Origin of the sequence: Gulosibacter sediminis, assembly GCF_023370115.1 — a bacterium.
GTDB classification, from domain to species: Bacteria; Actinomycetota; Actinomycetes; order Actinomycetales; family Microbacteriaceae; genus Gulosibacter; species Gulosibacter sediminis_A.
In genome coordinates this window covers 2,643,761-2,663,455 of record NZ_CP097160.1, presented here as the reverse complement: position 1 = coordinate 2,663,455, position 19,695 = coordinate 2,643,761, and the positions used below count along the sequence as shown (strand labels likewise).

The 19,695-nt window shown below is 67.8% G+C and carries 17 protein-coding genes; 9 read left to right on the top strand and 8 right to left on the bottom strand.

What is annotated here, in order from left to right:
- Nucleotides 1–625: 625 nt before the first annotated feature.
- From rsmG to M3M28_RS12325, 3 genes are all read left to right on the top strand, one after another.
- Complete coding sequence (rsmG, locus tag M3M28_RS12335; RefSeq protein WP_249386745.1) at nucleotides 626–1,306, top strand: 16S rRNA (guanine(527)-N(7))-methyltransferase RsmG; 681 nt, start codon at nucleotides 626–628, stop codon at nucleotides 1,304–1,306.
- 132 nt (nucleotides 1,307–1,438) lie between these two features.
- Nucleotides 1,439–2,329 (top strand): ParA family protein, encoded by an 891-nt coding sequence (locus tag M3M28_RS12330; RefSeq protein ID WP_249386744.1) that lies wholly within the window; start codon nucleotides 1,439–1,441, stop codon nucleotides 2,327–2,329.
- Complete coding sequence (locus M3M28_RS12325; RefSeq protein WP_349305333.1) at nucleotides 2,329–3,660, top strand: ParB/RepB/Spo0J family partition protein; 1,332 nt, start codon at nucleotides 2,329–2,331, stop codon at nucleotides 3,658–3,660. The genes M3M28_RS12330 and M3M28_RS12325 overlap by 1 nt, the downstream gene beginning before the upstream one ends.
- 31 nt (nucleotides 3,661–3,691) lie before the next feature.
- Here M3M28_RS12325 and M3M28_RS12320 read toward each other — a convergent pair whose 3' ends face one another.
- The 6 genes from M3M28_RS12320 to M3M28_RS12295 form a co-directional block, all read right to left on the bottom strand.
- Nucleotides 3,692–4,756, bottom strand: coding sequence for a D-alanine--D-alanine ligase family protein (locus M3M28_RS12320; protein WP_249386743.1), 1,065 nt, complete (start codon nucleotides 4,754–4,756; stop codon nucleotides 3,692–3,694).
- A 36-nt stretch (nucleotides 4,757–4,792) separates the two neighbouring features.
- A complete protein-coding gene (locus M3M28_RS12315; RefSeq protein ID WP_249386742.1) occupies nucleotides 4,793–6,112 on the bottom strand; it encodes an aminotransferase-like domain-containing protein in 1,320 nt (439 codons plus the stop codon).
- 104 nt (nucleotides 6,113–6,216) lie between these two features.
- The gene (trxA, locus tag M3M28_RS12310; protein WP_249386741.1) at nucleotides 6,217–6,534 is read right to left on the bottom strand and encodes a thioredoxin; all 318 of its coding nucleotides are present in this window, start codon (nucleotides 6,532–6,534) and stop codon (nucleotides 6,217–6,219) included.
- 25 nt (nucleotides 6,535–6,559) lie between these two features.
- Nucleotides 6,560–7,537, bottom strand: coding sequence for a thioredoxin-disulfide reductase (gene trxB, locus M3M28_RS12305; protein ID WP_249386740.1), 978 nt, complete (start codon nucleotides 7,535–7,537; stop codon nucleotides 6,560–6,562).
- A gap of 111 nt (nucleotides 7,538–7,648) precedes the next feature.
- Nucleotides 7,649–9,550: a murein biosynthesis integral membrane protein MurJ gene (murJ, locus tag M3M28_RS12300; RefSeq protein WP_249386739.1), complete on the bottom strand. Its 1,902-nt coding sequence runs from the start codon at nucleotides 9,548–9,550 to the stop codon at nucleotides 7,649–7,651.
- A 16-nt stretch (nucleotides 9,551–9,566) separates the two neighbouring features.
- A complete protein-coding gene (locus M3M28_RS12295; protein WP_249386738.1) occupies nucleotides 9,567–11,765 on the bottom strand; it encodes a DUF6049 family protein in 2,199 nt (732 codons plus the stop codon).
- A gap of 79 nt (nucleotides 11,766–11,844) precedes the next feature.
- Here M3M28_RS12295 and M3M28_RS12290 point away from each other — a divergent pair, with 79 nt between their 5' ends.
- From M3M28_RS12290 to M3M28_RS12280, 3 genes are read left to right on the top strand one after another with little or no spacing between them, the layout of a single operon-like run.
- Nucleotides 11,845–13,290: a CCA tRNA nucleotidyltransferase gene (locus tag M3M28_RS12290; RefSeq protein ID WP_249386737.1), complete on the top strand. Its 1,446-nt coding sequence runs from the start codon at nucleotides 11,845–11,847 to the stop codon at nucleotides 13,288–13,290.
- Nucleotides 13,290–14,183: a carbohydrate ABC transporter permease gene (locus M3M28_RS12285; RefSeq protein ID WP_249386736.1), complete on the top strand. Its 894-nt coding sequence runs from the start codon at nucleotides 13,290–13,292 to the stop codon at nucleotides 14,181–14,183. Before M3M28_RS12290 ends, M3M28_RS12285 begins: the two co-directional genes overlap by 1 nt.
- Nucleotides 14,173–15,027 carry a carbohydrate ABC transporter permease gene (locus M3M28_RS12280; protein ID WP_249386735.1) on the top strand — a complete coding sequence of 285 codons (855 nt, stop codon included), beginning with the start codon at nucleotides 14,173–14,175 and terminating at the stop codon, nucleotides 15,025–15,027. The genes M3M28_RS12285 and M3M28_RS12280 overlap by 11 nt, the downstream gene beginning before the upstream one ends.
- On the opposite strand, the gene M3M28_RS12275 is transcribed toward M3M28_RS12280, so the two are convergent.
- Complete coding sequence (locus M3M28_RS12275) at nucleotides 15,024–15,923, bottom strand: LysR family transcriptional regulator (protein WP_249386734.1); 900 nt, start codon at nucleotides 15,921–15,923, stop codon at nucleotides 15,024–15,026. The two genes, M3M28_RS12280 and M3M28_RS12275, sit on opposite strands and share 4 nt — an antisense overlap.
- Nucleotides 15,924–16,029: 106 nt before the next feature.
- Between M3M28_RS12275 and M3M28_RS12270 the strand changes: the two genes are divergently transcribed.
- Together M3M28_RS12270 and M3M28_RS12265 are read left to right on the top strand one after the other, a co-directional pair.
- Nucleotides 16,030–17,106: a tartrate dehydrogenase gene (locus M3M28_RS12270; protein WP_249386733.1), complete on the top strand. Its 1,077-nt coding sequence runs from the start codon at nucleotides 16,030–16,032 to the stop codon at nucleotides 17,104–17,106.
- A gap of 141 nt (nucleotides 17,107–17,247) precedes the next feature.
- On the top strand, nucleotides 17,248–18,570 hold the full coding sequence (locus M3M28_RS12265; protein WP_249386732.1) for an ABC transporter substrate-binding protein: 1,323 nt from the start codon (nucleotides 17,248–17,250) through the stop codon (nucleotides 18,568–18,570).
- A gap of 62 nt (nucleotides 18,571–18,632) precedes the next feature.
- On the opposite strand, the gene M3M28_RS12260 is transcribed toward M3M28_RS12265, so the two are convergent.
- Nucleotides 18,633–19,079: a DUF4190 domain-containing protein gene (locus M3M28_RS12260; RefSeq protein WP_249386731.1), complete on the bottom strand. Its 447-nt coding sequence runs from the start codon at nucleotides 19,077–19,079 to the stop codon at nucleotides 18,633–18,635.
- A 257-nt stretch (nucleotides 19,080–19,336) separates the two neighbouring features.
- Here M3M28_RS12260 and rpsF point away from each other — a divergent pair, with 257 nt between their 5' ends.
- A complete protein-coding gene (gene rpsF, locus M3M28_RS12255; protein ID WP_249388049.1) occupies nucleotides 19,337–19,660 on the top strand; it encodes a 30S ribosomal protein S6 in 324 nt (107 codons plus the stop codon).
- Nucleotides 19,661–19,695: the final 35 nt, after the last annotated feature.

Below are 19,695 nucleotides of genomic sequence, written 5' to 3'. Positions count from 1 at the left end.
ACTTCCTATGGCAGTGTCCATCGGGTTGCCGGCAATTCAGTTTGGACGCCGATGCTGCCGTTTCACGTGCAACGAGGTGTGCGGCTTCGGTGCAGTCGAAAAGAGCTCGTTTCGCGTGAGAACACCGGTACCGATGGCCGTGGGTGCGGCGCCTCTGGCTGACACGTGGCTAACCGCCCTGGACTGGCTGTCAGGTGTGTCGCTGTCCGGTTTCACGTGAAACGCGACCTCCGTGTTCGTCGGCATGCACTACGCGGAGGCCCTGGCGCACGGAGCTGCACGTGTGGCGGTAGCAGCGGATGCGAACAGGAGTGAGAGTGAGAGCACGCGCAGCAGTAGCGGCGCGATAGGTTCGGGCGCCCTGAGCGGAATCCACCCTCGAATCCTCGCGAAGCGACGCAGTTTCACGTGAAACGGACGCAGACCACCGTAGAGCGACGTCGACAGGCACGAAACGCCCTGAAGGTCACCGCAGATCGGAGCAAGTTTCTGGGCATTGATCAGGGAAAAGAGCTGATAAGGACGCGAAAACACCAGGTCAAGGCACGATTACCCACCTCCCCGCGCTAGCGGCCGGGATCTACGTTTCACGTGAAACAATTGAGGTTCGACGAAAGGACTCCCCATGAGCGATGCGGCGGCAATTCCCGAGCCCGTGACCCAGGTACAGCTTGGCGACGAGACGGTCGAGGTCGAACCCCGCCCCGCTGTCGCGGCGGAGATCTTCGGAGACCGACTCCACCTCGCGCAGGCCTACGCGAACGCCCTCGCTAACGACGGCGAGACCCTGGGCCTCCTCGGCCCGCTCGAGTACCCGCGCCTCTGGACGCGTCACATCGTGAACTCGGCGCTCATTGCCCCGCTCCTCTCGGGCAGCGTCGGCGACGTGGGCTCGGGAGCCGGCCTTCCGGGCATCCCGCTCGCCATTGCTCGACCTGACGTGCAGTTCACCCTCATCGAGCCCATGGAGCGCCGGCACACCTGGCTGCTCGAACAAGTCGAGGCGCTCGGCCTCGACAACGTCACGCCGTTGCGCGCCCGCGCGGAAGAAGTCGCCGACACGCACACCTTCGACCAGGTCACCGCCCGCGCGGTCGCGGCGCTGAGCAAGCTCATTCCGATCACCGCACCCCTCGTGCGCTACGAGGGCGAGCTCGTGCTGCTCAAGGGACGCTCGGCCGAGGCGGAGATCCAGAAGGCGGCGAAGCAGATCCGTCGCTTCCAGCTCGAGGACATCCGCGTCGAAGAGGTCGGCACTGACCTCGACACCGAATCGACACGCGTCGTGCGTGCAACTGTCGCGTAGCAAAGTTCTCCACAGGGGACGAGTTCTCCACAACTCCGAGAGCGCTCCCCGCCGATGCAGCTTCGGTGGGCGACAATGGAGCGTCCGAGACCGCGACTTCCGGTCGATTCAAGGCGAAGGGACCACACCTCTATGAGCGACGCGTTCGAGTCACCGATTGCGCGGCAGATTGCGGTGCTCACCGCGAAGAAGCGAGCACTCAAGACGGTCAAGACCCCTCGTCCGGCAACAACCCGCATCTTCACGGTCTCGAATCAGAAGGGCGGCGTCGGCAAGACGACCACCACCGTGAACATCGCCGCGGCACTCGCGCAGGCCGGCCTCAAGGTGCTCGTTATCGACATCGACCCGCAGGGCAACGCATCGACGGCGCTCAATGTAGATCGCCAGGGTGACGTAGCGGGCACGTACGAGGTGCTCATCGACGCCGTTCCGCTTGCTGACGTGGTGCAGACCTCGCCCGACATCGCCGGGCTCGAATGCTGCCCCGCGACCCTGAATCTCGCGGGTGCCGAGATCGAACTCGTCGACGTCGAGCAGCGCGAGACACGCCTCCGCGAGGCCCTCACGACGTACCTCGGCGAGCGGGAAGCCGCATCCGACCCCCTCGACTACGTGTTCATCGACTGCCCGCCCTCGCTCGGCCTGCTCACTATGAACGCGTTCGCGGCGGCGAAGGAAGTCCTCATCCCGATCCAGGGCGAGTACTACGCCCTCGAGGGGCTCAGCCAGCTGCTCAACTCAATCAACCGCCTGCGCGAGTACCTCAACCCGAACCTGCAGGTCAGCGCGATCCTCATGACGATGTTCGACCGCCGCACGAACCTCTCCCGCGAGGTCGCCGACGAGGTGCGCCAGCACTTCCCCGAGCAGACCCTCTCGACGGTCATCCCGCGCTCGGTGCGAATCTCCGAGGCCCCCAGCTACAGCCAAACCATCATCACCTACGACCCCGAAGGCACCGGCGCGGTTGCATACCGTGAGGCCGCCAACGAGCTCGCGAACCAAGGAGCACACCGCTAATGGCATCCAAGAAGCGCACCGGCCTTGGCCGCGGCCTGAGCGCGCTCATCCCGAGCGGCTCGTCCACCGAAGATCGAGACATCGACGTCTTCTTCGACGGTTCGGCACCCTCGGGACGCCGCCAGGCAACCGCCACGCTCGAAGCCGAACCACAGGCCGCCGAGGAAGCTCCCGCCAAGGCACCGGCAAAGACTCCAGCCAAAACACCCGCGAAGACGGCCACGAAGACCCCGAGCAAGGCCAAGAGCACCGCTGCAGCAGAAAGCGCATCGAAGACCGCCGATGCTGCGAACAATGCATCGAAGACTATCGATGCAGAGCCCGAGGCCACGACTGAGGATGTGGCGCCCGAGGAGCAGCTCGCCGTCGCCACAGAGATTGCCGACGCCGCAGACGCCGCCGCGGCCGAGGAGAACGCAGCCACCGTATCCGCCGACGCCGACGACGCGCCAGGCGACGACGCAACCGAGCCCGAGCTCATCCCGGTGCCCGGCGCGACCCTGCGCACGCTCGACCCGATGCGCATCGTGCCGAACCTGCGCCAGCCGCGCCACGAGTTCGACCAGGATGCGCTCGACGAGCTGATCATCTCGGTACGCGAGTTCGGCGTGCTCCAGCCCATCGTGGTGCGCCCGCTGCCCGCAGACGACCCCCGCGCGGCCGACGGCGACTACGAGCTCATCATGGGTGAGCGTCGTCTGCGCGCGACCAAGGCGTCGGGCCGCACCGAGGTGCCCGCCATCGTGCGCGACACCGACGACGAAGACATGCTGCGCGACGCGCTGCTCGAGAACCTGCACCGCGCCGAGCTCAACCCGCTTGAAGAGGCCTCGGCCTACCGCCAGCTGCTCGACGACTTCGGCTGCACGCAGGACGAGCTCGCCGAGCGCATCGGCCGCTCGCGCCCGCGCATCTCGAACACGCTGCGTCTGCTCAACCTGCCCGTCGACGTGCAGCGTCGCGTCGCCGCCGGCGTGCTGAGCGCCGGCCACGCCCGCGCCGTGCTGTCGGTGGGGGAGCCCGCCGCCATGACGCAGCTCGCCGACCGCATCGTCAACGAGCAGCTCTCGGTGCGCGAGTCCGAGACCGCGGCCGCGACGCTCGCGACCCGCGCCGGCCGCAGCAACCGATCGACCACGAAGCAGGATGCACCGGGCAGCGACTCGCTCAGCGCCCATCTCGAAGAGGTGAGCGAGCGCCTCGGCGACCGCTTCAACACCCGCGTGAAGGTCGTGCTGCGCAAGACCAAGGGCACGATCACCATCGACTTCGCGTCGATGGCCGACCTCAACCGCATCCTCGAAGACCTCGACGAGGCCGACGAGAGCTAACGGCGAGAGCGGCGAGCCGGGCCGACGAGACCTACGCCTCGGCGCCTTCGGTCTCGTCAGCGTCGGCCTCGGCACCAGCGTCGGCCGCAGCATCCGCCGCGTCAGGTTCAGCAACAACCGACTTGTTCGAGGTGCGCGCCCCGCGCCGGGCCGCGTGCTCGGCGAGCTTCGCGTATACCTCGGGCGCGGCCAGCTCGGCCGCCTCGAGCGCGAGCGGCACGAGCGAGGTCTCGGTCATGCCGGGAATCGGGTCGGCCTCGAGGAACCAGGGCGTACCCTCCTCATCGACGATGAAGTCGACGCGCGCGAGGTCGGCAAGGCCGATCGTGTCGTACGCGAGCAGGGCCTGCTCAGCGACCCGCTTGGCGACGTCGTCGGTGAGCCGGGCCGGCGCGAAATAGGTCGTCTCACCGGCGTTGTAGCGCGCCGCGTAGTCGTAGACGCCGCTCGCGGGCACGACCTCGACGGCGGGCACAGTGAAGGGGCCGTCGCCGTAGTCGAGCACGCCCACGGTCACCTCGACGCCGCGCACGCGCTTCTCAATGAGCACCGAGTCGCCGTAGGTGAACGCGGTCACGAGGGCCCGGCCGAACTCCGAGATGTTCTCGACGAATGAGACGCCCTGCGCCGAGCCGCCCTCGGTGGGCTTCACGACGGCGGGGAAGTCGATGCCGCGCGCGATCGCCTGAATCACGCTTGTGGCGCCGAGCTCGCGGAAGGTGTCGTTCGGCAGCACGATCGACTGCGGCGTCGCCATGCCGGCGCGCTTCACGAGCGCCTTCGCGGTCGCCTTGTTCCATGCGAGCTTCGCCGCGGTGGGGCGCGAGCCAACGTACGGCAGGCCGGTCGCGCGCAGCAGCGAGTAGAGCGCGCCGTTCTCGCCCGAGGCGCCGTGCAGCACGGGCCACACCACATCGACGTCGTCGCGGTGCTCGAGCAGCCACGGCAGCAGCTGCTGGTCGGGCTCGCGAACGGTCACCTTCGCGCCGGCGCGAGTGAGCGCATCCGCCACCCGCCGCCCGGAGCGCAGCGAAACGTCACGCTCGTGCGAGATTCCGCCCGAGAGGATCACAACGTGTTGTCCCTTGATGGTCATCCGGATGCTCCTTGCCGGTTCGGAGGTCTGGGCTGGCTACTGGAGGTTCGGCGGGGCCGACGAGAAGCGCGTTTCGATCTCGCCTGCGCCGGTCACGTCGCCGAACGTCTCGAGCAGCTCGAGTTCGTTGTTGATGACGTTCGCGAGGCGGCGCACGCCGAGGCGGATGCGCTCGGGCTCGGGCAGACAGAACGAGAGGCGCATCTTGTCGTGGCCGCGCCCGTCCGCGTAGAAGCCCGAGCCGGGTGTGTACGCGACGAGCTCGGTCGTGGCGCGCGGCAGCATCTGCTTCGAGTCGAGCCCCGGGGGCAGCTGCACCCAGGTGAAGAAGCCGCCCGCGGGCACGGTCCAGCTCAGCTGCGGCAGGTACTCCTCGAGCGCGCGCAGCATGGCATCGCGCCGCTCGCGGTAGATGCCGCGGTACGTGTCGATCTGCCCGCGCCAGTCGGCGGTCTCGAGGTACTCGGTGACGAGCCACTGGTTGAACGTCGAGGGCGAGAGAATCGACGACTCGACGGCGAGGATGAGCTTCTCGCGAATACCGTGCGGCGCGAGGACGTAGCCGACGCGCACACCGGGCGAGAGGATCTTCGAGAACGAGCCCATGTAGAGCACGTGCTCGGCATCGAGCGAGCGCAGCGCGTTCGGCGCGGGCTCCTCGAAGTAGAGCAGGCCGTAGGGGTTGTCCTCGAGAATCAGCACATCTTCGCGGATGCACAGGTCGAGAATCTCGCGACGTCGCGACATCGGCATGGTCACGCCGGTCGGGTTGTTGTAGTTCGGCACCGTGTAGAGGAACTTGACCTGCTTGCCCTCGGCGCGCGCCGCGTGAATCGCCTCGGTGAGCGCGGCGGGGTCGAGCCCATCCGCATCCATCTCGACGTGGCGCACATCGGCCTCGTACGACTTGAACGTGCCGAGCGCGCCGACGTAGGTCGGCGACTCGACGAGAATCACGTCGCCCGGATCAATGAACAGCTTCGTGATGAGGTCGATCGCGTGCTGCGAGCCGGTGGTGGTGACGACGTCGTCGGCGCTTGCGTCGGTGATGCCCTCGATCGCCATGAGGTCGAGGATGCGCTCGCGCAGCTGGGGGATGCCCTGGCCGCCGCCGTACTGCAGCGCCTCGGGGCCGTGCTCCCGCAGCATCCGGTCAAAGGCCGAGCGGATGAGGTCTTCGGGCAGGCCCGCGACGTAGGGCGAGCCGCCGGCGAGCGATACCACCTCGGGCCGCGACGCCACGGCGAACAGGGCGCGCACCTCGCTCACGGTGAGCCCGGCCGTGCGGCGGGCATAGTTCGAGTACCAGGGGTCGAGATTTCGGCCGCTCGAGGGTGTGGGCTGCTGTTCTGACACGTCGATCCTTCTGCGATAGGTCGAAAGGCCATCCTACGCCCGAGCGAACTTCGCCCCCACGCAGCCGAGCCGCGTGGGGGCGAAGGAACTCAATGAGCCACGAACTAGTCGAGCAGACCCTCAAACTTCTTCTCGAGGGCGCCACGCGGCTGCGCGCCGAGCGTCTCGGCCTTGACCTCGCCGCCCTGGAACACCTTGATCGCGGGGATCGAGGTGACCTGGTACTTCATTGCGAGGTCCATCTCGGCGTCGATGTCGACCTTGACGAGCTTGACGTTCGGGTGTGCTTCGGCCAGCTGGTCGAGCACGGGCGCGACCTGGCGGCACGGGCCGCACCAGGCAGCCCAGAAGTCGACGATGACGGTCTGCTCGGACTCGAGCACCTCGGCGTCGAACGTGGCGGTGGTGACATCAGTAGCCATGACAGCTCCTTCGAATTGTGGGGGATTAGTTGGTGGCCTCGGCCGGCTCAGCCTCGACGCGGGCAAGCAGTTCGGCGGGCAGGCCGGCGATGTACGCCTCGGCGTCGAGCGCGGCCGTGCAGCCCGAGCCCGCCGCAGTGATGGCCTGGCGGTAGTGGTCGTCGATGACGTCGCCCGCGGCGAAGACGCCGGGCACCGAGGTGCGCGAGCTGCGGCCATCCACGGCGATTACGCCCTTGTCGGTGAGCTCGAGCTTGCCTTTGACGAGGTCGGTGCGCGGGTCGTTGCCGATCGCGACGAACACGCCCGTGACGTCGAGCAGCGATTCCTCGCCGGTCTGCGTGTCGCGCAGCTTGAGGCCCGACACGGTCTGCTCACCGACGAACTCCTCGACCGTCTTGAACGGCAGCCAGTCGATCTTTTCGTTCTGGCGCGCGCGCTCGAGCATGATGTTCGAGGCGCGGAAGTTGTCGGAGCGGTGGATGATCGTGACGCGGTCGGCGAAGCGGGTGAGGAACGTCGCCTCTTCCATCGCCGAGTCGCCGCCGCCGATGACGGCGATGTGCTGCTCCTTGAAGAACGCGCCGTCGCAGGTGGCGCACCACGAGATGCCGCGGCCGGCGAGGCGGTCTTCGCTTTCGAGGCCGAGGCGGCGGTACGCCGAGCCGGTCGAGAAGATGACGGCGAGCGCCTCGAAGTCGCCCGAGTAGGCGGTCTTGATGTGCTTCACGTCACCCTCGAGGTCGACCTCGGTGACATCGTCGTAGACGAGCTCGGTGCCGAAGCGCTCGGCTTGTTCCTGCAGCTTCGCCATGAGGTCGGGACCCAGGATGCCCTCGGGGAACCCGGGGAAGTTCTCGACGTCGGTGGTGTTCATCAGTTCGCCGCCGACCTCAACGGCCGAGGTGAACATGACGGGCTTGAGACCCGCGCGGGCGACATAGATCGCCGCGGTGTAACCGGCGGGGCCGGATCCGATAATGGCAACGTTACGCGTGCTCATAGGTGCTCCTGATTGGTGAGAAAACTTCGGCTTCGCGCCTGTAGCCAACAACGCCTGGCGGCTGCAACGTATTCCATTCTGCCGCGCGGTGGCACGAGGTGGGCTGAGACGTTAGATGAGCGGTTCGTCGTCGCGCTCGATCCGGCGCTCGTACTCTTCGCGCCGCATCTTGGCCTCATACTGGCGCAGCTCCCGCCGCGAAGGCAGCGAGCGGGTGGAGTTCTGCATCGATGACTGCACGAGCTCAAGCTCGGGGGCGGCCTGTGACGTCGAGGCGACCGAGCCGCTGAGGTCGGTCTGCACTTCGTCGACCAGGGTGCCGTACTCCTGCGCGAAGCGGTCGGCGCCCGCGGCGCGGCGCGCGTGGCGGTGTAGCTCGTTCGAGTGGCGGCCGCGCACGCCGTCGAGGCGGCGGATGAGCGGGCCGGCGAAGGTCTCGAGCTCGGGTAGTCGCAGCAGTAGCGCGAGGCCGAAGTAGACGGTCGCCATTGCGACGCCCGCGACGGCGCAGGTGATGAGCGCCGGCATGAGCCCGGTGCGGGCGAAGCCGCCGGTCGCGTAGCCGCCCATGACCCAGACGAGCAACAGGCCAACGACCGCGGCGGGCACGGCGAGGCCGGCGAATCTGCCGATGGAGGTGGCGACGTTCCGGCCGTCGATCGAGCCGAGGCGCTTGCGCAGCGTGAGTGACTGAATGACAAAGCGGATGCAGGTGATGAACGACTGCACGAGCACGAGCGACACGACGATGTGCTCGACCGGCACGAGCCAGGCGACGAGGCCGATGAGCACGAGCTGCAGCGGCGAGGTATAGGCGTATAGCAGGAACACGCTCTTCGTGTCTTCGAACGCGTAGAAGACGCGCTGCACGTAATAGAGGAGCGAGTAGGCGAGCAGGCCGATGAGGGCCGCCGAGAGCACGAGGGCGAGCGCCTCGAGCCCATCCTCGGTCGAGTCGAAGATGCGCGCGAACGCGGGCGAGATGATGATGAGCGCGACGGCGCAGAACACCATGAATAGCGCGATCGCGCGGGCGCCGCGCGAGAAGTCGTCGACGACCGAGTCGGTGTCTTTCGCCGCCGCCTTGTGACTCAGCGACGTGAACATTGTCGTCGTGAGCGACACCGTGATGATCGAGTGCGGCAGCATGAAGATCATCCACGCGTTCTGCAGCGCGGCGAGCGACGCGGCCGTACCGAACGCGACGTTCGCGCCGAGGGTCTCGATCCAGCCCGTCAGCTGCACGATGATGAGCACGCCGAACGACCAGCCGGCGAGCTTGCCGGCGCGGCCGAGGCCGGTGCCGCGGAAGTGGAAGTCGGGGCGGTACGCGAAGCCCGCCTTCTTCAGGAACAGGAACAGCACGAGCGCCTGCACGACGACGCCGAGGGTCGTGCCGCCGCCGAGCATCGCGATCATGTCGGGGGTCCAGTCCGAGATCTCCCTCGCGCCGGTCGCATCCGCCCCGAACACGACGCTGAACAGCGCGAGCACGCCGATCGCGATGATGTTATTAAGCGCCGGCGCCCACGCGAACGGCGCGAACATGCTGCGGGCGTTGAGGATCTCGGAGAGCACGGCGTAGAGGCCGTAGAAGAACACCTGCGGAATACACCAGTACGCGAACGCGATGACGAGGCCGAGCTGCTCGGGGCTCAGCGTGATGCCGTAGATCCAAGCGAGCACGGGCGCGCCGATCGTGAGAATCAGCGTGAGCCCGGCGAGGCCGGTAATCGCGAGCGTGAGCAGGCGGTTCACGTAGACGCGGCCGCCATCCTCGCGCTTCGTGGCGCGGATGATCTGGGGCACGAGCACGGCGTTGAGCAGGCCACCCGAGATGAGCGCGTAGACGTTCGACGGCAGCGAGTTCGCGTTCGCGAAGGCGTCGGCCGAGGCCGAACCGACCAGACCGATCGTGCCCGCGAGCACGATCGCCTTGATGAATCCGAGTACGCGCGACACGAGCGTGCCGGAGGCGAGGATCAGGCTGGTGCGGCCGAGAGACGTTGCCATGCTGTTGCGGTGCTACCTAGGAGGTCGGGGACGGGTCGTGCTGAGCAACGCTACCGGAGCGCTCGCGGCGGCGACGGCGCAGCATGCGCCAGGTGCCGAAGCCGACGAGCAGCACAACGACGATGATGACGAGCCAAATCGCGACCGTTTCCATGTCGGCGTTCACGTTGACGACGTAGTTGCCGGTGCTCGGCAGCTGCACCGAATCGCCGGCCCAGAGCGTCACCGCGAGGCCGCTCGTGCCGTTCGCGATCGCCTCGACGGGAATCTGGGCGCGCGAGACCGAGTTCGGCTCGACGGTGACGGTCGTGACATCGCCGACGCGCAGGTGGCCGGTCGTCGCGCGGGCGCGCACCTCGACCGTGACGGTGCGGTCGGTCGAGTTCGACACGAACACCGGCACCGACGACTCGTGGCCGATGAGCTGCACCTCGCTGCCCGCCTCCACCGTGACGCCGTTATAGGCGCCGGTCGCGAAGGCGGTGTAACTCGTTACGGTTTCGGGGAAGTCGCCGAGCTCGAAGTGCTGGTTGCTCAGCGCGTTGATGAGATTGACGCGCAACTCTTCACGCACATCCTCGGGGTCTTCGTAGAGGTCGACGAGCGTGAGTCCCGTCTCTTCTTGTTGCTTCAGCTGCTCAAACCGCGCCATCGTCTCGTCGCTGAACGAGCCGGGCGTGGTCTGCACCGCGGGGAGTGCGGCGACATTTGCGCTCGCGGCGGGCGGCGCGGCGACCGTCGCGACCCCGGCGCCGTCGAGCGCGTCGATCACGGCCGCGTAGGCGGTGCCGTTCGTCGCGACGCGCGGCATGGCGACGGTGATCTGGGTGCCGTCGGCGCCGGCGACGAGCGAAAGGGATGCGGTGAGCTCGGCGATCGCGGCGTCGCGCGCCGCGTCGCTCTCGGCTTCGACGGCGGTGGTGAGCAGCCCGCTCAGCGCGCTGCTGATCACGAGCGCTTCGGTGTCGCCGATGCGCTGCTGGGTGCCCGAGGCGGTCGACCACTCGCTGCCTTGCGTGAGCTGGTCGGATTCGACGAGCACCGTGCCGCCGTCACCGGCGAGCGCGGCGGGGTCGGCCGACGTCGTGCCATACGGCCAGACGATGTCGGCGCGTGTCGCCGCGACCTGCTGCAGCTCCTCGGCGTCGGGCGGCGTGGTCGGGTCGTCCTCGGCGGTCGGGGTCGGGGTCGGAGTCGCCGATTCGGATGCGCCGGGCGTCGGCGTCGAGGTCGAGGTCGCGGCCGGCGGGGTGAGCGAGCCGTCGAACTCGTGGTCGTCGGTCGCGAACTCGAAGCTGTCGATCTGCAGCGGCTCGTCGAGGCCCGCCTGCGTCTGCAGCGAGGTGTTCGCGTCGGCGAACTCGAGGGCAAAGCTCGGATTGTCGAGCGACTCGAGTCGCTCGAGCCACGCCGCCGCGCTTGCGGGCGCGTCGACGCCGAGCGCCCGGATTGACGCGAGCACGCGCGGGTCGATCGCGAGGGTCGCCTCGGTGCCCTCGACCGCGTCAAGCAGCAGCGTGAGCTCGCCGTCGGCGGCGGTGAGGGTCTCGAGGTCGCTCGACGAGATGAGCGCTGTCGTGCCGATTGTCGCGGTGACCGGCACGATCGTCGTGAGGGCGACGGGCTCGTCGTCGCTCTCGCCGGGCAGCAGCACGACGCTGCGCCCCTCGGTGGCGTCGCCGTCGCTGCGGTACTGCGCCGCGAGGCCGTGCACCTGCGCTGCGAAGGTCTCGTCGGTCGACACCTCGATGTCGGCCGAGAACTGCATGCTCGTGCTGTCGCCGGCGGCAATCGCGCCGACCGACTCCTGCGCGACCGTGACGTCCGACGCCGGGGCGTCGGGGGCGTAGCTGTCGCCGAGCCACGCATCCCGCTCGGCGGTCGTCGTGATGATCTCGTCGTCGAAAGCGATGTCGAGCTCGCCCGCCGGCAGCTCATCCTCGGTGCCGTTCGTGACCACGACGGTGCCGGTGAGGGTGAGCACGCCGTCGTCGGCAATGTCGTCGGCCACCTGCTCGGCGGTGAGCGGAGTGGTCGACACGTAGGTCGTCACTTCATCGGTGACCTGCTCGCCGAAGTCGGTGGTTGCGGTCGTCGCGGAGGCGCTCGTGGCGCTCGTAACAAGGGGCGCAGCGACGAGCGCGATGGTCGCCAGGGCGCCCGAGCACAATCGTGCGAACGATCGGCTCGAGGGGCCTCGAGCCGCATCGAACATGTCGCAAGTGTACGAGCGAGACCCTGGCGGCTTCGATTCGGCGTGCCGCTGCGGGGCACCTTCCTCGTAAACTGAGTCGGTGCAGCACGTCCAGACCGCCCTCCATCGGCTCTCCGAACTTGCCGAGTCGCGCCCGGTCGCGACCCTCTCGGCGGCGTTCGCCGACGCCGGCGTCGAGCTTGCCCTCGTCGGCGGCCCGGTGCGCGACGCGTTCCTCGGGGTCGCCGTGCACGACCTCGACTTCGCGACGAACGCGCGACCCGAGCGCATCCTCGAAATTGTGCGTCCCATCAGCGAAGCGCACTGGGACATCGGCCGCGAATTCGGCACGATCGGCGCGCGCATTCACGGCGAGCAGGTCGAGATCACCACCTACCGCGCCGACAGCTACGACGGCACCTCGCGCAAGCCGGTCGTCGCGTTCGGCGACTCGCTCGAGGGCGATCTGCTGCGCCGCGACTTCACCGTGAACGCCCTCGCGCTCGCGCTGCCCGAGCTCAAGCTCGTCGACCCGACGGGCGGCCTCGACGACCTCATGGAGGGCGTGCTCCGCACCCCGATCGAGCCCGAGGTGTCGTTCGGTGACGATCCGTTACGGATGCTCAGGGCCGTTCGCTTCACCTCGCAGCTTGGCTTCTACCTCGACCTCCCCGCGCTCGAGGCGGTCGGCGAGCTGCGCCGACGCATCCTCGACATCTCGGCCGAGCGCGTGCGCGACGAACTCGTGAAGCTGCTGTCGACCGCATCCCCTCGCGCCGGCATCGAGCTGCTCGTCGAGAGCGGCCTCGCCGAGCTCGTCCTGCCCGAACTGCCGGCACTGCAGCTTGAGCGCGACGACGCGCACCAGCACAAGGACGTCTTCGACCATTCGATCAAGGTGCTCGAGAACGCGATCGCGCTCGAGCGCGCCGCGCACGAGGGCGACCCCGAGCTGCCCTCACCCGACGTCGTGCTGCGCTTCGCCGCGCTGCTGCACGACATCGGCAAGCCGAAGACCCGCGAGTTCGCGCCCGGCGGCAAGGTGACATTCCACGGCCACGACTGGGTCGGCGCGAAGCTGACGAAGAAGCGGCTCGGCGCGCTGCGCTTCGACAACGAGACCATCAAGCAGGTCGCCCGCCTCGTCGAGCTGCACATGCGGCTCTACAACTACGGTGACGCGGGCTGGACCGACTCGGCCGTGCGCCGCTTCGCGCGCGACGCAGGCCCGCTGCTCGACCGCCTACTGCGCCTCATCCGCGCCGACATCACGACGCGGAACAAGCGGAAGTCGGAGCGCCTGCAGTTCGGCATCGACAGCCTCGAGGCGCGCCTCGGCGAGCTGCGCGAGCAGGAGGCGATCGACGCGATTCGCCCCGACCTCGACGGCGACGAGATCATGCGCATCCTCGACATCGGCCCGTCGCGCACCGTTGGCGAGGCCCGCAACTTCCTGCTCGAGCTGCGGCTCGACGAGGGCCCGCTCGGCGCCGACGAGGCCGAGCGGCGCCTGCGCGCCTGGTGGAGCGAGCGAGAGGCCGAGTAATGACGACGGCGAAGACGCACGTTCGCCGCGGGCTTGCCGTGCGCGAGGCCGTGACGGCATACGGGCTGCTGACGCCCGCGCTGCTCGGCGTGCTCGCGTTCTTGATCGTGCCGATCATCATGCTCGTCGTGCTCTCGTTCGCCGACTGGAACGTCCTCTCGCCGATCAATTTCGTCGGCTTGAAGAACTGGGAGTGGGCGCTCTCGAGCGGCGTCATGTGGCACAGCTTCGGTGTGACGGCCCTGTTCGTCGTGCTCGTCGTGCCCGTGCAGCTCGCGGCCGGTCTGCTGCTCGCCGTGCTGCTCGTGCGCAACCTCCCCGGCTCGGCGGTGCTACGCACCCTGCTCGTGCTGCCGTGGGTGAGCGCGCCCGTCGTGCTCGGCATCGTCTGGCGCTGGCTGCTGCAGTACGGCGGCGTGCTCGACGACACCTTCGGCGCGAACCTCGGCCTGCTGTCCGACGAGCGCTTCGCCCTGCCGACCGTCGCGTTCGTGCAGGCGTGGACGCAGATCGGCTACGTGTCGCTCTTCTTCATGTCGGGCCTGAGCAACATCCCGAACGAGATCCTCGAGGCCGCGCGCATCGACGGCGCGAGCGAGTGGCGCATCTTCTGGCGCATCAAGTTTCCGCTGCTCACCCCGACGACCTTCTTCGTGCTCGTCACGGGCGTCATCGCCGCGTTCCAGACCTTCGACCTCGTCTACACGCTCTCGCCGAGCGGAGGCCCGGGCGGCAGCACCGACCTCATCGCGGCGCGCATCTACCAGCAGGCGGTGCCGCTCTCGAACGTGGGGCAGGCCTCGGTGCTCGCGCTCATCCTGTTCGCACTGCTCGTCGTCGTGACGCTGATTCAGAACGCCTACTTCTCGAGAAAGACCAACTATGAGCGCTGAGGCGAGGCCGGTCGGGGCAAACCGCGGCGCGCGCGTGCTTGGCGCCGTCGGCACCTACGTCGTGCTCATCGGCGCGGCGCTGCTCACGCTCACGCCCTTCCTGCTCGCGATCATGGCGGCGTTCATGGAGCCGCGCCAGCTCGCCTCGCAGGGCGTGAGCCTGCCGATGCCGCCGACGCTCGACAACTTCACGGCGCTCGGCGAGCGGCGCGTCGACTTCGGCGAGGCCGCGCTCGTGACGGTCGGTGTCGTGCTGCTCGTCACCGCGGGCCAGCTGCTGTTCTCGGTGATGGCGGCGTTCGCGTTCGCGCGCCTGCGCTTCCCCGGCCGCAACCTGCTGTTCTGGGTGTTCCTCGCGACGCTCATGGTGCCGCAGGTCGTCACGGTCATTCCCCTCTACTTCATGATGAGCGAGGCGGGCTTCGGCGGCGAGTTCCTCGGCCTCGTGCTGCCGTTCATGTTCGGCTCGCCCTACGCGGTGTTCCTCCTGCGCGAACAGTTCCGGCAGATCCCGCAGGAGCTCATCGACGCGATGCGCATGGACGGCGCGGGCACGTGGAGCATCCTCTTCGGCCTTGTCGTGCCGCTTTCGCGCTCGACGATCGTGACGCTGCTGCTCATCACTGTCGTATCGCACTGGAACAACTTCATGTGGCCGCTCATGATCGGTCAGAACCGCATCCACGTGCTCACCACCGCGACGGCCTCGCTACAGGAGCAGTACTCGAACAACATCACGCTCGTGATGGCGGCGTCGGTGCTCGCGATGCTGCCGCTCATCGTGCTGTTCGTCATCTTCCAGAAGCAGATCGTGCGCTCGATCCGCATCTCGAGCTTCCGCTAGTCGCCGAGCCGCTCGGCGAGCCCCGCCTCGAGGTGGTCGAGCGCGACCCCGATGCGCCGCGCGTGGCCGGTGTTCGGGTGGAAGACCGCGGTGATGTTCGCCTCGGGGGTCGGGATGCTCGGCAGCACCGGCACGAGCTCGCCGCGCGAGATGAGCGGCCGCACCTGCCACTGCGAGCGCAGCATGATGCCGCCGCCCGCGCGGCACCAGTCGGTCGCGACGTCGCCGTCGCTCGTGGTGAGGCGGCCGGTCGCGCGCACGACCCGCTCGCCGTCATCACCGAAGCGCCAGAGTGCGTAGTCGCCCTCGTCCTGTCGCAGCACGATGCAGTCGTGCTCGGCGAGCTCCTCGAGGGTCTCGGGCGCGCCGCGGCGGGCGCGGTAGTCGGGGGATGCGCAGAGCACGCGCCGCTGCCGGTGCAGCAGGCGGCTCGCGAGGTTCGCCGGCGTGCGCGAGCCGACGCGAATACCCAGGTCGAACGCCGCATCCGACATCGTCAGCGGCAGCGACGAGAGCTCGAGCTCGACGGCGAGGTGCGGATGCTCGCCCGCGAGTTCGCGCAGCAACGGCGCGATGTGCGCGCGGCCGAGACCAATGGTCGAGTGCACGGCGAGGGTGCCGCGCAGCCCGGTCACCGACGCGAGGCGCTCCTCGGTCTCACGGATGTCGTGGACAATGCGCGCCGCGCCCTCGGCGACGAGCGCGCCCGCCTCGGTGAGCGTCATGGCGCGGGTGCTGCGGTGCACGAGCTTCGTGCCGAGGCGCGTCTCGAGCGAGGTGAGCCGCTTGCTCACGGCGGTGAGCGAGACGCCCCAATCGCGCGCGACCTGGGTGAGGCTCGTCGCGTGGGCGACGCGGTCGAAGAAGGTCCAGTCGTCAATCGCGGGCAGCGGCACTGTTTCTTTCCTTTTTCGCAAGAATGCGTGGTGAAACTGAGTCTAGGTGGCGCCCTTCTTTCGTTCTACGGTCGATTGCAGTGACCGCAGACCGAGGAGGACTCCCATGACCAAGCGCTATCGCATCGCCGTGATTCCGGGCGACGGCATCGGCAAGGAGGTCGTGCCCGAGGGCATCCGCGTGCTCGAGGCGGCGGCCGAGCGCTTCGGATTCGCCCTCGAGCTCACCGAATTCGACTTCGCGAGCGCCGATTACTACGTCGCGCACGGGCAGATGCTGCCCGACGACTGGTTCGCGCAGCTCAAGGACTTCGACGCCATCTTCTTCGGCGCGGTCGGCTGGCCCGACGTCGTGCCCGACCACGTCTCGCTCTGGGGCAGCCTGCTGCAGTTCCGCCGCGAGTTCGACCAGTACGTCAATCTCCGCCCAGTGAAGCTCATGTCGGGGGTGCCGAGCCCGCTCGCCGACCGCGAGCCCGGCGACGTCGACTTCTACGTCGTGCGCGAGAACACCGAGGGCGAGTATTCGTCGATTGGCGGCAAGATGTTCGAGGGCACCGAGCGCGAGACGGTCATTCAGGAGACCGTCATGACGCGCACGGGCGTCGACCGCATCCTGCGCTTCGCCTTCGAACTCGCGAACCGGCGCGAGCGTCGCCACCTCACCTCGGCGACGAAGAGCAACGGCATCTCGATCACCATGCCGTATTGGGACGAGCGGGTCGAGTGCGTGGCCAATGACTACCCCGAGGTCGACGTCGACAAGTTCCACATCGACATCCTCACCGCGAACTTCGTGCTGCACCCCGACTGGTTCGACGTCGTGGTCGCGAGCAATCTCTTCGGCGACATCCTGTCGGACCTCGGGCCCGCCGTGACTGGCACCATCGGCATCGCCCCGAGCGCGAACATCAACCCCGAGCGCGACTTCCCGAGCCTGTTCGAGCCGGTGCACGGCTCGGCACCGAACATTGCGGGCAAGGGCATCGCGAACCCGATCGGCCAGATCTGGTGCGGTGCGCTCATGCTCGAGCACCTCGGCGAGACGGAGGCGGCCGACGCGATTGTGCGCGCGTTCGAGGGCGTGCTCGCCGACGGTGACCGCCTCACTGCCGACATGGGCGGCTCGGCGAGCACGGCGCAGCTCGGCGCCGCGATCACCGAGCGCCTCGTGGCGCAGTAGGTCCCGGCGTCGGCGTCACGCTTCGTCACCAGTTACGTGAGAACGCACAGAACCCGCGGTCTCGCGCGGATTTTTGCGAGAATGTGCGAGAAGTATGCGCCGTAATAGATCGGCGCGGCTCGATTTTGGGAGACGAACAACATGACCTATCGCCGGATTCTGGCCGGTGCGGCCGCCGTGCTCACGGGAGTGGCGCTGGCTGGCTGCAGCTCGGCCGATGCGGGGAGCGACGGCGACGTCACGCTCACCCTGCGCCTGTGGGATGAAAACGTAGCGACCTCGTACGAGGGCTCGATCGAGGCGTTCGAGGCGGCCAACCCGGGCATCAAGGTAGAGCTCAACGTGGTGCCGTGGGACAACTACTTCAACACGCTGCGCAATGAGGTTGGCAGCGGGGCCGGCGACGACCTGTTCTGGATCAACGGCGCGAGTGTCGGCGACTACATCGACAACGGGAACCTCGTGAACATCACCGAGACCCTCGGCGAAGAAGCGATCTCGGGCTGGGAAGAGTCGGTCGTCAATCAGTACAGCACCGACGGCCAGCTCTGGGGCGTGCCGCAGCTCACCGACGGCGGTTCGGCGTTCTACGTGAACCAGGACCTCCTCGACGAGGCGGGCGTCACAGCGCAGGAGCTCTCGGACGCGAGCTGGAGCCCGAATTCCGACGACGACACGCTGCTGCCGCTGCTGCAGAAGCTGACGATCGATGAGAACGGCAACAACGCCGCCTCAGCCGACTTCGACCCCGACAACGTCGCCACCTACGGCTTCAACGCCGCGGCCGAGCTGCAGAATATCCAGCTCAACTTCATCTACTCGAACGGTGGCACCTACCAGGACGCCGAGGGCAACCTCACGTTTACGAACGAGAAGACGGTTGAGGCGTACCAGTATCTCGTCGACCTCATCAACGAGTACCACGTGGCCCCGCCCGCCGAGGCGACGAACGGCAACGGCGACTACACGCGTGACGAATTCCTCCAGGGCAACATCGCCGTGTTCGAGTCGGGCACCTACAACCTCGCGAACGTGCAGAGCGGCGCCGAGTTCAACTGGTCGATCACCGAGATCGCCGCGGGCCCCGAAGGCAAGGGCACGACTGCCCCCGGCATCATCGTCGCGGGTAACGCGAACTCTGAGCACCCCGAGGAGCAGCAGGCGCTGCTCGAGTGGCTCGGCTCGGCCGAAGGCGCCGAATACATCGGTGCCGAAGGTGCCGCGGTGCCCGCGGTGACCGACGCCCGTGCCGCCTATGACGAGTACTGGGCGGGTCAGGACGTCGACACGACGCCCTTCTTCAGCGTGCTCGAGGGCACCGAGCCCGGCCAGCCCGTGATCGGCGCGAACTTCAACGCGCAGGCCGAGGCCTTCACGCCCATCCTCAACGACGTATTCACCGGCGCGACGCCGGTCGGGGAGGGCCTGCAGGAGGCCGAAGACGCCGCGAACGCAGTGTCGTAACTCAGGCTGTAACGACGGCGGGCGGGTGACCAATTCTGGTCACCCGCCCGCCGTCGTTTGCGCTACAGACCGAGCGAGCTGTCGTAGCTAATGACCTGAGCGAAGACGAACCACGCCCCCGTGAAGATCGGCAAGATCAGGCAGAGGATGAACCCGACGCCGCCGAGAATCAGGCCGGCGATCGCAAGGCCACGGTTGCCCGTGTAGCGCTGGGCCGCGACCCCTGCGATGCCGAAGCCCACCGCGGCGAGTGCGGGCAGCATCCCGAACCAGCCGAGAAATGGCACCCAGCTCACGCCGATGGCGATGATGCCGCAGATGAGGGCGACGAGTCCCATCACGTTGAACTCGCCCGTCGGCTGCGGCGGCAGCGGCCCGGATGCGTAGGCCGGGTAGGGCTGCTGGTACGGCTGCTGCGGTGGCACCGGCTGCGGCTGCGGGGGTTGCTGCGCGTAGGGGTTCGGCTGCTCGTACGGATTCTCGTACGGGTTCTCGGGCGTATTCGTCATACTCGACCTCTCGTGCGCTCGCGGTGTCGCCACCATGCTTCCAGACCGGGGCGGATGCGGCATCGCGCGCACGAATGAATCTGGCACTGGCGCGGCGGCGCCGAGTACGCATAGGATATGGAGGTTGCGTGGCCGAATCCACTGGCCGCAATTCACAGTGCCGGGCAACCGGCGCGATGCAGAACCCTCCTGCTGCAGACCGTCTGCAGCCGTTCGAGACCAAAGGAGGTGGGTTAATCGTGCATCAGTATGAACTCATGGTGATCATTTCGCCAGAAATCGACGAGCGCACCGTCGCCACCAGCCTCGACAAGTTCCTCGCTGTCATCACCAAGGACGGCGGAACCATCGAGAACACCGACATCTGGGGCAAGCGCAAGCTCGCTTACGAGATCGAGAAGAAGTCGGAAGGCATTTACGCCGTCGTGAACTTCACCGCGACCTCGGCAACCGCACAGGAGCTCGACCGCCAGCTGCGCCTTTCCGAGGCCGTGCTGCGCACCAAGGTCCTGCGCGCCGACGAGGCATCGTTCCGTCTCAGCAACGCGAAGTCGGAAGACGTCGCGGCCGAGGCCAAGTAAGTCACACACGTCAAACCCCAACACCGCACGTAACG